The organism is Halobacillus sp. BAB-2008, assembly GCF_000328325.1.
Classification (GTDB): domain Bacteria; phylum Bacillota; class Bacilli; order Bacillales; family Halobacillaceae; genus Halobacillus.
Genome location: NZ_ANPF01000050.1, coordinates 1 through 13,507, shown reverse-complemented (window position 1 = coordinate 13,507; position 13,507 = coordinate 1). Strand labels below are relative to the sequence as shown.

The 13,507-nt window shown below is 47.2% G+C and carries 11 protein-coding genes and 2 pseudogenes; 11 read left to right on the top strand and 2 right to left on the bottom strand.

What is annotated here, in order from left to right; genetic code table 11:
* Positions 1 to 94: 94 nt before the first annotated feature.
* Complete coding sequence (locus tag D479_RS11600) at positions 95 to 1,363, bottom strand: NCS2 family permease (RefSeq protein WP_026577484.1); 1,269 nt, start codon at positions 1,361 to 1,363, stop codon at positions 95 to 97.
* Positions 1,364 to 1,587: 224 nt separating this feature from the next.
* On the opposite strand from D479_RS11600, the gene sdaAB reads away from it, so the two are divergent.
* The 9 genes and pseudogenes from sdaAB to rnc all read left to right on the top strand — a co-directional run bounded on the left by sdaAB (position 1,588) and on the right by rnc (position 9,732).
* Positions 1,588 to 2,250, top strand: coding sequence for an L-serine ammonia-lyase, iron-sulfur-dependent subunit beta (gene sdaAB, locus D479_RS11595; protein ID WP_008637197.1), 663 nt, complete (start codon positions 1,588 to 1,590; stop codon positions 2,248 to 2,250).
* Between the two features lie 22 nt (positions 2,251 to 2,272).
* The gene (gene sdaAA / locus D479_RS11590; protein ID WP_008637195.1) at positions 2,273 to 3,157 is read left to right on the top strand and encodes an L-serine ammonia-lyase, iron-sulfur-dependent, subunit alpha; all 885 of its coding nucleotides are present in this window, start codon (positions 2,273 to 2,275) and stop codon (positions 3,155 to 3,157) included.
* Positions 3,154 to 5,198, top strand: a pseudogene (gene recG / locus D479_RS11585) (ATP-dependent DNA helicase RecG). Before sdaAA ends, recG begins: the two are co-directional and overlap by 4 nt.
* A gap of 185 nt (positions 5,199 to 5,383) precedes the next feature.
* A complete protein-coding gene (gene fapR / locus D479_RS11580; protein ID WP_008637193.1) occupies positions 5,384 to 5,944 on the top strand; it encodes a transcription factor FapR in 561 nt (186 codons plus the stop codon).
* A gap of 15 nt (positions 5,945 to 5,959) precedes the next feature.
* Positions 5,960 to 6,964, top strand: a complete 1,005-nt coding sequence (gene plsX / locus D479_RS11575) for a phosphate acyltransferase PlsX (RefSeq protein WP_008637191.1) — start codon at positions 5,960 to 5,962, stop codon at positions 6,962 to 6,964.
* A complete protein-coding gene (gene fabD, locus D479_RS11570; protein WP_008637189.1) occupies positions 6,961 to 7,905 on the top strand; it encodes an ACP S-malonyltransferase in 945 nt (314 codons plus the stop codon). Before plsX ends, fabD begins: the two co-directional genes overlap by 4 nt.
* Positions 7,905 to 8,645 (top strand): 3-oxoacyl-[acyl-carrier-protein] reductase, encoded by a 741-nt coding sequence (fabG, locus tag D479_RS11565; protein ID WP_026577480.1) that lies wholly within the window; start codon positions 7,905 to 7,907, stop codon positions 8,643 to 8,645. The genes fabD and fabG overlap by 1 nt, the downstream gene beginning before the upstream one ends.
* 85 nt (positions 8,646 to 8,730) lie before the next feature.
* Positions 8,731 to 8,964: an acyl carrier protein gene (gene acpP, locus D479_RS11560; protein ID WP_008637184.1), complete on the top strand. Its 234-nt coding sequence runs from the start codon at positions 8,731 to 8,733 to the stop codon at positions 8,962 to 8,964.
* A 75-nt stretch (positions 8,965 to 9,039) separates the two neighbouring features.
* The gene (gene rnc, locus D479_RS11555) at positions 9,040 to 9,732 is read left to right on the top strand and encodes a ribonuclease III (protein WP_008637182.1); all 693 of its coding nucleotides are present in this window, start codon (positions 9,040 to 9,042) and stop codon (positions 9,730 to 9,732) included.
* Positions 9,733 to 9,806: 74 nt separating this feature from the next.
* On the opposite strand, the gene D479_RS11550 is transcribed toward rnc, so the two are convergent.
* Positions 9,807 to 10,028 carry a DUF1128 domain-containing protein gene (locus D479_RS11550; RefSeq protein WP_008637180.1) on the bottom strand — a complete coding sequence of 74 codons (222 nt, stop codon included), beginning with the start codon at positions 10,026 to 10,028 and terminating at the stop codon, positions 9,807 to 9,809.
* Positions 10,029 to 10,204: 176 nt separating this feature from the next.
* Here D479_RS11550 and smc point away from each other — a divergent pair, with 176 nt between their 5' ends.
* On the top strand, positions 10,205 to 12,022 hold the full coding sequence (gene smc, locus D479_RS21195; RefSeq protein WP_051989393.1) for a chromosome segregation protein SMC: 1,818 nt from the start codon (positions 10,205 to 10,207) through the stop codon (positions 12,020 to 12,022).
* Positions 12,001 to 13,507, top strand: a pseudogene (locus D479_RS21190) (chromosome segregation protein SMC); the annotation flags it as partial. The gene smc and the pseudogene D479_RS21190, both read left to right, overlap by 22 nt.

Here is a 13,507-nt window from a genome sequence, read left to right as displayed (position 1 = left end):
TTTGTAGCGAAATAAAAAACCGGCTGATCGCCCTTCTTCAAGAGAAAGGGTGCAGCCGGTTTTTTCAGAGAACGGGTAAATACGTTCATCTGTATTAATGTCCAAGTGAACGAACGATAAATTCAATGAGAAAGATCATGGCGATAAGAACGACCGGTGCCGACAATTCCCTTTGCTTTCCAATAGCAAACTTGACAATAGGGTAGGCAATAAATCCAAAAGCCATCCCATCTGCTATGGAATAAGTGAACGGAATCATCACAATGATAAGAAAGGCCGGCATGGACTCTGATAATTGGTCAATCGGAATCTCTTTGATGTTCTGCACCATAAGGGCCCCGACGATGATTAGAATCGGCGCAATAGCTGTAGAAGGCACCATAGAGATCCAAGGGATTAGAAAAAGCGTCCCGATGAACAACACAGCCATCGTCAAGCTCGATTTTCCGCTTTTACCGCCTGAGGCTATAACAGCTGCACTCTCTGCGGATGAAACAGTAGGCGAAGTGCCGAGGAACCCTGTCGTAAGTGCGGAAAAGGCAGACGCCTGATAAGAACGTTTGAACTTCCCTTCTTGATCAAGCATTCCCAGCTGTCCGTGGATCAAACCCATGTTTTCAAAGATGAGTACGATCGCCAGCGGAAAGACCGCCATCCAAAAACCGAATTGTCCAATGGTTGAAAAGTCCGGCATATAGGCGAAGGATTGGCTTCCGAGAGAAATGGGATCTCCTTTTTCACCAAGAACGCCGGTGAACTTCGCAAGAATCGTTCCTGCGACCATCGTGATCAGGAAGTTCCCAGGTACATTTCTGGTGAAGAGGAAAATGCCGATAAACAGCGTCAGGATACTCGTCATTACTAGTGCTGACGAGGGGTTTCCAAGGGCAATCAACGAGTGATCGCCTTTGACGACAAGTCCACCTTTCTCCAATCCGATCAATGTAAGGAATAAACCTAATCCGACCGTAATGGCGTGCTTCAAAGAAGAAGGGATCGCCTGCTTCAGCCAGTCTCCAAGCTTCGTAAATGCTGTGATGAGAAACAGTATCGAAGCAACGACGACAACGGCCAGCCCCTGCTGGAAATCCATTCCTGTCCCTTCGACAATGGAATAGGCGAATAAAGCGTTGACCCCCATACCTGGTATCAGAACCATAGGTGCGTTCGCATATAAGGCCATGATCAAACAGCCTAGTGCACTGGCAAGAATCGTTGCCACCATTCCGCTTTCAAGCGGAAGTCCGGCACTCTCCATGATCTGGCTGTTGACAGCTACGATGTAAACAGTCGTAAAATAGCCGATTAAACCTGCCAGACCCTCTTTCTTCCAGTCTGCACGATTGCTTTGCTGATTGAGCATTTCAATCTCCTCTATGAAGTTATCCCTCTCCCACCCGGTTACCGAGTAACCCACAACCATCTATTTTACTCTTGATTAAAGTATCTTACAAGCAGCATTATTTGTATTCTAGTAAAATGGAGGTGAAAATCTCAAGTTTGTGATAAGATGATAGGGGATTATTCGATGTTAGTAAGCGTTTTCTTTCGTGCAATAGAGACAGAAACAAGGGGAAGGTGAAACAAATGAAATATCGTTCTGTTTTCGATATCATCGGACCTGTCATGATCGGTCCGTCCAGTTCACATACAGCAGGTGCGGCCAGGATAGGCAGAGCCGCACGTCATTTATTCGGCAGAGAGCCCAAATATGCGCATATCCATCTGTATGGATCATTTGCAAAAACTTATAAAGGGCACGGTACAGATGTCGCGATTATCGGAGGGCTGCTCGATTACGATACCGACGATCAGCGGATCCGGGAATCTTTGGTAACAGCAAGGAAGAACGGAATGAAAATCCGTTTTTATGAGGAGGATTCCCATACGGATCACCCGAACACCGCCTGCGTCAAAATAGGTGATGAGGATGGAGAACTTGAGCTTGTAGGCATATCCATCGGAGGCGGTAAGGCGGAGATTACGGAGCTGAACGGCTTTGAACTGCGTTTGTCGGGAAGCCACCCTGCCATTTTATTGATTCATAATGATCGTTACGGAGCAATTGCCTCTGCGACGGCGGTCCTTGCCAGGAATGAAATCAATATCGGTAGAATGGAAGTATCGAGGAAAGCGCAGGGAGAACAGGCGCTTATGGTGATCGAAGTGGATCAGAATATCGACGACTCCGTTTTGAACGAGTTGGAGCGTGCTGATCATATTACACAAGTAGCCAAAATATCAGACTGACAACAAAGAAAGGGGCGATCCCATGTTTCGCAACGTAGCAGAGCTTGTTGAAATGGCAGAGAGTCAAAACATACAGATCTCGGAAGTGATGATCCGTCAGGAAATGGACGTGAAGCAGCTGACGAGAGAAGAAGTGATCGAGCAGATGGAAAGGAACCTGTCTGTAATGGAGAAAGCGGTTGAGGATGGACTGAAAGGGGTAAAATCCCACAGCGGCCTGACCGGAGGTGACGCCGTACTCATCCAGAATTATATGAAGAATCATACTCCTTTATCCGGTAATCTGATGATGGACGCCGTAAGTAAAGCAGTTGCCACTAACGAAGTCAATGCGGCAATGGGGACGATTTGTGCGACGCCGACAGCTGGAAGTGCCGGGTGTGTCCCGGGTACATTGTTTGCTGTGAAAAATCAATTGAAACCGACGCGGGAACAGATGGTACGGTACTTGTTTACGTCCGGCGCTTTCGGATTCGTTGTAGCCAATAATGCTTCTATTTCCGGTGCGGCAGGCGGCTGTCAGGCGGAAGTAGGTTCTGCTGCCGGTATGGCAGCTGCGGCCATTGTAGAAATGGCAGGAGGCACTCCTTCCCAATCAGCGGAAGCGATGGCGATAACACTTAAGAATATGCTAGGTCTAATTTGCGACCCTGTAGCTGGATTGGTGGAAGTCCCGTGTGTGAAAAGGAACGCCATGGGGGCATCGAACGCAGTCGTAGCTGCAGATATGGCGCTCGCAGGTGTGACGAGCCGTATTCCATGTGATGAGGTTATCGATGCCATGTATAAGGTGGGACAGCGCATGCCGTCAGATTTCCGTGAAACAGCCCAGGGGGGGCTCGCCGCCACTCCAACAGGAAGAGAGCTTGAAGCGAAAGTGTACGGAATCTCGTTGAAGAAAGAGTGAAACCATTGCTGCAACAGTCTATCAGTGAAGTGAAAGGTGTAGGACCGAAACTGGCAACGAATTTGAATGAATTGGGTTTGTTTACGGTCGAGGATTTATTGTTTTATTTTCCGCACCGTTATGATTCTTATGAAATTAAACCCCTGACAGAATTAGAAAACAATGAGAAGGCGACAATTGAGGGACAGGTCGTCTCCGATCCTGTCCTCAGTTTTTTGGTAGGAAAAAGTCGCGGTTGACGTTCACGTTGCAGGTGGAACAGTTCGCTGTGAAGGCTGTAATGTTCAATCGCGCTTTTGCCAAGAAACAGCTGAACCCGGGAGATACCGTTACGGTGACGGGGAAATGGGACCAGCAGCGGCTGCAGATTACAGTCAGCCAGTTCAAAAAAGGCGAGTCGAAAGAACAGGAACCGATCCAGCCGGTTTATACGCTGAAAGAAGGAGTCAGCTTAACGACACTCAGGAAAGTGATCCGTACAGCTCTTGATGCGTATGGGCAAGACGTTCCTGAGATTCTCCCTGAAGAGTTGACATTGGGATATAAGCTTCCGGACCGCGTACAGGCTTTAAGACAAATGCATTATCCCGACAGCAGGGTATTGCTTAAGCATGCGAAGCGCCGGTTCATCTATGAGGAGTTTCTTATCTTCCAGCTCAAAATGCAGCTTCTCCGTAAGTATCACCGGGAGGCGAGTGAAGGGCTTGTCCAGCGGTATGACAACGGACGCTTGACGGAGTTCGTACAGGCCCTGCCATTCGAACTGACCTCGGCTCAGAAAAAGGCGCTTGCGGAAATTCTCCACGATATGAAGCATCCGCATCGAATGAACCGCCTGCTGCAAGGGGATGTTGGTTCAGGTAAAACCGCCGTAGCTGCCATCGGTCTTTATGCATCCATCACCGCTGGTTTTCAAGGAGCGCTCATGGTTCCTACAGAAATTCTTGCTGAGCAGCATTACCAATCGCTTAAAGAAATGTTTAGTGGACGTGCCAATGTCGCTCTGCTTACAGGTTCCATAAAGGGGAAAAAGCGACAGGAAATATTGGAGGCTGTTGAGCGGAAAGAAGTAGATATCCTGATCGGTACTCATGCGTTGATTCAGGACGAGGTCGTGTTTTCCGACCTGGGATTCGTTATTGTTGACGAACAGCATCGTTTCGGTGTCAAACAGCGGAGAGCCCTTCGGGATAAAGGTTTACATCCGGACGTACTGTTCATGACGGCGACACCGATCCCCCGGACGCTGGCCATAACGGCTTTCGGGGATATGGACGTCAGCGTCATTGATGAAATGCCTGCAGGGAGGAAGCCGGTAGAGACTTATTGGGTAAAAGGTGAGATGACCAACCGCGTTTTAAGCTTTATTAAAAAAGAAATTGACCAGGGACATCAAGCTTATGTCATCAGCCCGTTGATTGAAGAGTCGGATAAACTGGATATACAGAATGCTGTTGATCTCTATCATCAATTAAGTGCTGTGTTTGAACCGGATGTTTCCGTCGGCCTCATGCATGGACGCTTACATAATGAAGAGAAAGAAGCCGTCATGGAACGGTTTGCAGCTAATGAGCTGAGTATTCTTGTATCTACGACGGTGGTGGAAGTAGGGGTGAATGTTCCGAATGCGACCATGATGGTCATCTACGATGCCGAGCGCTTCGGACTTTCTCAGCTCCATCAGCTTAGAGGCCGTGTCGGCAGGGGCTCTGATCAAAGTTACTGTATTCTGCTTGCAGACCCTAAGGGCGATGTGGGCAAAGAGAGGATGCGGATCATGACCGAAACGAATGACGGCTTTGAACTTTCCGAGCAGGATTTGAAGCTCAGGGGACCTGGAGATTTCTTCGGCAGGAAACAAAGCGGCCTTCCGGAATTCAGAGTCGGAGATATGGTTCATGATTACAGAGCGTTGGAAACGGCGCGGAAGGATGCAGCTGATCTCGTCCTTTCTGATTCATTGGAGCGAGATCCGCGCTACCACTCTTTGAAGGAATTGCTGTATGAGGATAAGAGTATTCTTGGGAATGTATTGGACTGAGAGGTATGCTTTCTTCCTTCAGGGTTCCGGCAGACAAGCCGGAACCTTTTATTTATGAAAGAGAACCGGATGGAATTTTCAGAAAAATAACCCCCTCCTTGCGTAATCGGACATGGTATTATATATTACTATTAGTACCTAGTCATAAAGTCGAGCGTTTATGCTAGATGAACGGTGGAATCAATATGAGAAAACCTAAGAAGATTCGTCAGGAAGAATTAAAAAATCAAATTGACCGTGTGCCTTTTATTACGGATGAAGAGCTTGCAAAAACCTTTGGTGTCAGTATACAAACCATTCGTCTCGACCGGATGGAAATGGGGATTCCGGAGCTTCGTGAAAGAATTAAATCTGTTGCGAATCAGGAATGGAACGGTACGGTGAAAGCTCTGCCTATCGAAGAAGTCATTGGTGAGGTTGTAGATCTTGAATTGGACGACAGGGCTATTTCCATTTTGGATATTCGTCCCGACCACGTATTCTCGCGTAATCACATTGCGAGGGGGCACCACCTGTTCGCCCAGGCGAATTCACTTGCTGTAGCCTTGATCGACGATGAACTTGCTTTGACTGCCCGGTCCACTATACACTTCTCCCGTCCCGTCAAACTCGGGGAGCGCGTCGTTGCCAAAGCGACTGTCCAAGGAGAAGGGGAGAAGGGCAGAACGATTGTCAAAGTCCACAGCTACGTCGGTCAGGAAGAAGTGTTTGCGGGTACATTTGAAATGTACCGTTCTAAACAATAGAAGGAGATGGAAGAGATGAAACTCGTCATAGATGCGATGGGAGGCGACCATGCTCCGGAAGCTGTCGTGAAAGGAGCCGTCCAGGCAGCTGATGCCATTGATGGACTGCACATCACGCTGGTCGGAGATGAATCGCTGATTTCCCCTTATTTGAAGGGGCAGGAAAACGTAACGGTAATACATACGACAGAAATGATTACGGCGGAAGATGAACCTGTAAGAGCTGTTCGAAAGAAGAAGAATGCATCCATGGTTCTCATGGCGAATGAAGTCAAGGAAGGAAGGGCTGATGCCTGCATTTCCGCCGGAAATACGGGTGCCCTGATGAGTGCGGGACTATTCATTGTCGGCAGAATGAAAGGTGTGGATCGTCCGGCGTTAAGCCCGACACTTCCTACCATAGACGGAAAAGGATTCTTAATGCTTGATGTTGGTGCGAACGTTGATGCGAAACCGGCGCATTTACTGCAATATGCCGTCATTGGCTCCATTTATGCAGAACAGGTCCGCGGTTTGGAACGTCCCCGTGTCGGACTGCTGAATGTAGGTACAGAAGAAGGAAAAGGCAGCGATTTGACGAAGAAGGCGTTCCAACTGATGAAGAATGCTCCGATTCATTTTGTCGGAAATGTGGAAGCACGTGATTTGCTGAATGGTGCAGCGGACGTCGTAGTGACTGACGGTTTCACAGGTAACGTCGCATTAAAAACAATTGAAGGTACGGCTATGTCGATGTTCTCTATGATTAAACAAACATTCATGAGTAACTTTAAGACGAAGATTGCTGCCGGTCTTGCTAAAAACGATCTGAAAGGATTGAAGACACAGCTTGATTACTCGGAGTATGGAGGAGCAGGGTTGTTCGGTTTAGCAGCACCTGTGATTAAAGCCCACGGCTCGTCTAACGAAAGAGCCGTTTTCAACGCCATTCGTCAAGCTTGTCAGATGGTGGAGTTAAATGTGACAGAAACTATTGCGGAAACGCTCAAACAAATGGATTCAGAGGAGGATGAATCATGAAACGTATAGCAGCAGTATTCCCAGGACAAGGCTCTCAAGAGGTAGGCATGGGGAAAGCGATGTATGAGACTTACCCTTCTGTAAAGGAATTATTCGACCGTGCAGATGAAGCGCTCGGTTATTCACTCTCGACCCTCATGTTTGAAGGTCCTGCAGAAACCTTGACGAAAACGGAGAATGCCCAGCCGGCTCTTCTTCTTAATAGTGTAGCCATCCAGATGGTCTTGGAAGAAGAAGGAATAAAACCGGCGATGACGGCTGGTCACAGCCTTGGTGAGTACAGTGCGCTTGTCAGTGCTGGTGCGCTGGATCCAATTGATGCAGTGAAGCTTGTTCACGTGCGTGGAAAATTGATGGAAGAGGCTTTCCCGACGGGTAAAGGGACGATGGCAGCCGTGCTGGGTCTTGATCGTTCTGATATCGAAAAGACGCTGGAAGGCTTCGACGGTGACCTCACGGTAGATTTAGCCAACATTAACTGTCCTGGACAAATCGTTATTTCTGGTACGAAAGAGGGCGTGGACAAAGCTTCTGAAAAACTCTCCGATGCCGGAGCGAAACGTGTCCTTCCATTGAACGTAAGCGGACCTTTCCATTCCAGATTGATGAAACCGGCCAGTGATGAATTTGCAGAGTATTTGAATCGTATAGAAGTGAAAGATGCGCAGATTCCGGTCTATGCAAATGTGACGGCAGCGCCTGTGACAGACGCTCGAACGATCAGGAACTTGCTTGTCGAGCAATTGTATTCACCGGTCCGTTTCCATGAAATTTTAGAAGCGTTCGTCGAAGAGGATGTCGATGCCATCGTCGAAGTAGGTCATGGGAAGGTGCTGAGCGGCCTTGTTCGCAAAGTGAAGCGCAGGATGAAAACGTTTAGTATCCAGGACCCTGATACTATGCACGCATTCTTGGAATGGAATAAGGAGGAGTCTTCATGATTTTACAAGATCGATCGGCTCTTGTTACGGGAGCTTCCAGAGGAATAGGAAAAGCGATTGCCCTTGAGCTTGCAGCAAAAGGGGCAAAAGTGGCAGTTAACTTCGCCGGGAGTGAAGACAAAGCCGAGGCAGTCGTTCAGGAAATCCGTGAAAATGGCGGAACAGCTATTAAAATTCAGGCGAACGTGTCTGATGCAGATGATGTGAAACGAATGGTGAAGACTGTTGTGGATGAGTTCGGCAGTCTGGATATTCTTATTAACAACGCTGGCATCACGAAGGATAACCTTCTGATGCGGATGAAGGAAGAAGAATTCGATGCCGTCATCGACACCAATTTAAAAGGTGTTTTCCTTTGTACGAAAGGTGTGACGCGTCAGATGATGAAGCAGAAGTATGGCCGTATCATCAATGTCGCGTCCATCGTCGGCGTCTCCGGAAACCCCGGCCAGGCGAACTACGTAGCTGCAAAAGCCGGTGTCATAGGAATGACGAAGTCGAATGCTAAGGAGCTTGCCGCGCGGAACATTCATGTCAATGCGGTAGCGCCGGGGTATATTGCTACGGATATGACCGATGCTTTGACAGATGAACAGCGGGAGCAGATGCTTAATCTGATTCCTTTATCCCGTCTGGGTGAAGCGAAAGATGTCGCGCGTGTCGTGCGTTTTCTTGCCTCTGAGGACGCAGATTATATGACAGGCCAGACGCTTCACATTGACGGTGGAATGGTGATGTAACAAACGTGGTGGAAAAGGTTATTGGATAAGTCCTTGCGCTTTTTCCGGCACCTTACTATAATTACTGAAGGGAGGTGAGGTTCCAATGGCAGATACATTTGATCGCGTAAAACAGATCATCGTCGATCGTCTCGACGTTGATGAGTCCAAAGTGGTTATGGAAGCTTCCTTCAAAGAAGATCTAGAAGCAGACTCTCTTGACGTAGTTGAGCTAGTAATGGAGCTTGAGGACGAGTTTGATTTGGAAATTTCTGATGAAGAAGCTGAAAAAATCAATACAGTAGGCGACGCTGTGAATTACATAAGCAGCCAGTCGTAAGGAGAATCGCTGTCCGTTTTATACGGGCAGCCTTTCCTGTATTTCAGAAATTCTCAGTAAAGGACAAGGTGATTTATGGATGATTTTTCGAGTTTCCAGAACAAAATTAACATAAAGTTCCGTGATATTTCGTTACTGGAACAAGCTTTCACGCATTCATCTTATGTGAATGAGCATCGGAAAACCGACCGCGAAGACAACGAGCGTCTCGAATTTCTAGGTGACGCGGTCTTGGAACTGGGAGTATCCCAATACCTGTATCGGGAATTTCCTGATATGGCAGAGGGGGAGCTGACGAAATTCAGGGCTTCCATCGTTTGTGAAGTCTCTTTGGTAGAGTTTGCCAATGAGTTGAATTTCCAGGAGCTTATTCTTCTCGGTAAAGGAGAGGAAATGACGGGTGGACGCAACAGGCCTGCACTTTTGGCTGACGTGTTTGAAGCGTTCATCGGAGCCCTCTATTTGGATCAAGGCTATGACAAGGTCATACAGTTCCTTCAAACTTACGTTTATCCGAAAGTGAAAAAAGGTGCTTTTTCTCATGCGATGGATTTTAAAAGTCAGCTGCAGGAATTCATACAACGAGATAAGAATAGTAAAATTGAATACGAAATCGTCGAAGAAAGAGGACCTGCCCACAGCCGCGAATTTATTGCTCACGTCCGTATCCAGGATGATATCGGTGGAATCGGAGTCGGACGGACGAAAAAAGAAGCAGAACAGAAAGCTGCCCAGCAGGCGCTGGAGAATCACGGAGCGATTTCATAAAAAAAAGACCGTCCACGGCAACTCATTTCATGCCTGGCGCGGTCTTTTTTTAGCTCTAATTGGAGACGGCCCTGTTACTTGCGGTATTGTCCGAGTTCCGTAACGAAGGCTTGTATCTCGGAGACGCTTAAACTGCCTTTCATCTCAATAATGTCATGAAGGGATTTGATTTCTTCATAATTATTCAAATCGTAGTCTTCCGGATCCATAAGGGAACGGTTGACGACTTGCAGTTTATCTGCCATGTCATGGATGATCACGGCCAGATTCTCTTGGCTGGCTTCTTGTAAACTCAAGGTGTTTCCTCCTCCAGTGCGCTTAATAGTACTAGTACATATAATAAATCAGTTTCATCGTTTTTTAAACCCTCATCGGATAAAGAGGCGGAACCTTCCTACCGTAGGGTGTGCGAATATGATAAAATATACAAGTTGAGTGACAGATAGATTTGTGAAAATACAGGAGGATGAGTATGTTCCTCAAACAATTGGATACTATTGGATTTAAATCATTTGCCGAACGGGTAACCGTCGACTTTGTAACAGGTGTGACTTCCGTCGTCGGTCCTAACGGCAGCGGAAAGAGTAATATAACCGATGCTATACGCTGGGTGCTTGGTGAGCAGTCCGCTCGTTCCCTGCGCGGTGCGAAGATGGAAGATATCATCTTTGCAGGCAGTGAGACAAGAGCGCCATTAAATATGGCGGAAGTAACTTTAACATTAGATAACACCGATCAGGCACTTCCTCTTGACTATCAGGAAGTCAGTGTCACAAGACGAGTGTATCGTTCTGGTGAAAGCGAGTTTTATATTAATAACCAAACATGCCGTTTAAAGGATATTGTCGATCTATTTATGGATTCCGGCCTTGGACGGGAAGCTTTCTCTATCATCAGTCAAGGGAAAGTGGAAGAGATATTAAGTTCGAAGGCAGAAGAACGCAGATCGATTTTTGAAGAAGCAGCCGGTGTGCTTAAATACAAACAGCGCAAGAAAAAAGCGGAATATAAACTATCCGAGACACAAGAGAACTTGAACCGTGTCGAGGATATTCTTTATGAAATTGATGGTCAGCTGGAGCCTTTGAAGGAACAGGCGGCTATTGCTAAAGATTACTTGGAGAAGAAAGATGAATTGAAACATATAGAAATCTCCCTTCTCATCACACAAATTGAGAAGCTGCACGGAGAATGGCAGGCACTTTTGAAAGACCTCGAGAAAATCAAAGCGGAAGAGGCTTCCTTACAATTAAAGATTGATAACAAAGAACAAACAGTCTTGAAGCAGCGGTCGGACATGCAGGCGTTGGATGAGTCGATTGAAGATCTTCAGGAAACATTGCTGGTTCTCACGAAAGACCTTGAAAATTTTGAAGGTAAGAAACAACTTATGAAGGAACGCCATAAACATTTCGAAGAGAATAAATCAAAGCTGGAAGAAGCATACGAAGACCTTTCTGAAAAACTGGAGAGGTTGAAGGTGACCGCGGAAGAAGAGACGAAGCGCCTTGAGGAAACCAAACAGATCCGTAAGGAAACGAGGCGGGAACTCAACCAAACGAACCAGGCCCTGAATAAAGATGTCAACCGGATCGAAGAACAGATCGAAGATTTGAAGAGTGAGTACATTGAACTGTTGAATAAACAAGCGGCCAAACGGAACGAGAAGCAGCTTTTGGAGAAACAGTTAAATCAGATTCATTCCAAAAAAGGATTGCAGAACGATAAGTTTAAAGATTTAAGGGATGAACGAGCCAAACTGGAAGAACAGCTTCGGTTGACCACTTCTGAACAAGAAGAAGTTAAGAGTGAGAGGCAAAAGCTGGAATCCACGATTCAATCATTAACGGCTCAGGTGGAGCAGAGCAGAACGGCTTACCAAGAGTCGCAGGAGAAATTGTATAAAGGCTATCAATATCTGGAGAAGATGCGTTCCAAGAAAGAGATGCTTGAGGATATGAAAGAAGACTTCACCGGTTATTTCCAAGGCGTCAGGGAAGTGCTGAAGGCTCGTCAGAAAGGGCAGCTCCCTGGTGTGGAAGGAGCGGTTCTTGAACTCATTGACATCCCCTCTGATTTAATAACGGCTGTTGAAACGGCTCTTGGAGCTCAGGCGCAGCACATCGTGGTCAAGGATGAGCGGACAGGGAGACAGGCGATTCACTGGCTGAAGAGCAACAACAAAGGGAGGGCGACGTTCCTCCCTTTGGATGCGATTCAGGCACGCTCTGTCTATGGCAAAGAAAAGCTTGGCGGTCAGCCGGGTTTGTGGGTATTGCGGGAGAGTTAGTAAAGTATGAGGAACCTTATGCAAAAGCGATTCAGCACCTGCTCGGTCATATCGTGATTGCGGAGGATTTGAAGAGTGCCAACCAGCTTGCAAACTATTTGAACCGGAAATACCGAATAGTGACAGTAGACGGGGATGTTGTGAATCCGGGCGGTTCGATGTCCGGTGGTGCAAAGAAACAGTCCAACCAGTCCCTGTTTACAAGGGAGAAAGAACTGCAGGATCTCACAGCCAAGATCGGTGAGTATGACCAGAAAGCGAAAGACATGGAGCGGAAGGTTATGCAGCTGAAAGAGCAGCTCACCCTTCAAGAGAAGGAAGCAGCCGGACATAACCAGGAACTCTCCGAATGGAAGAGGGAAGAATATGAGAAGGCATCGACTTTGAGAGAGCTGGAACTTAAATGGAACCATCTGAATGACCAACTGCAGCTTTTCGATCAGGATCAGGCCCAGTATGATCAGGACAGGGAAGATGCCCATGATCAATTAAATAACCTGGAGAAAGTCCTTGCGTCGTTAGCGGAAGAACTTACACTGATTCAGAAGAAAATCGATGAACTGACGGACACGAAAGAACGCCAGAAGTTGGACGAAGCAAAGCTGATCAACCGAAAACAGGAGCTTGAGATCAAGCTTGCCGAACAGGAATCAGCCTATTCCAATCAGCAGGAGAAAACCGGCCGTTACTTGGAGGAGAAAGCACTCATTGAACAAGAGCTACGTGGAAACCGTTCCTCTTATCAACAGTTGATGGAAGTTGCAGAGTCCAACCAAACGGAAGAAGAACTGCTCGAATTGATTGAGGAGACGAAGCAGAGGAAGGAAACGACTTCTGTCCTGATCCAGGAACGCCGGAAAGAACGGAATGAATACGGCGTCTCCATTCAGAGGGCGGAGCAGTTGTTGAAGGAATTAAAACGGAATCACCAGAACTTTATCCAGGACATTCAGCAGAAAGAAGTCAAAGCTAACCGCCAGGATGTAGAGCTCGAGAACATGCTTTCCTACTTGCAGGAAGAATATGTCATGACCTTTGAGAAGGCGAAACGGGAGTATGCCCCTGTAGAGGATATGGCTGCAGCAGAGACGAAAGTGAAGCTGATCAAGCGCGCCATTGAAGAATTGGGAACTGTAAACATCGGTGCTATTGATGAGTATGACCGTATCCTTGAACGATATGAGTTCTTAAAGACCCAACAGGACGACCTGTTGGAAGCGAAACAGACGCTTCATACGGTTATAGAAGAAATGGACGGAGAGATGAAGCGGAAATTTGAAGACACGTTTACGAAGATCCGTAACGAATTCGGAGAAGTGTTCCGCAGTCTCTTCGGAGGCGGAAAAGCCGACCTTAAACTTACCGATCCTGATAATATGCTTGAAACAGGTGTCGATATCGTCGCCCAGCCACCAGGTAAGAAACTGCAGAATATGAGTCTTCTGTCGGGAGGGGAACGGGCGCTGACTGCTATCGCGCTGTTGT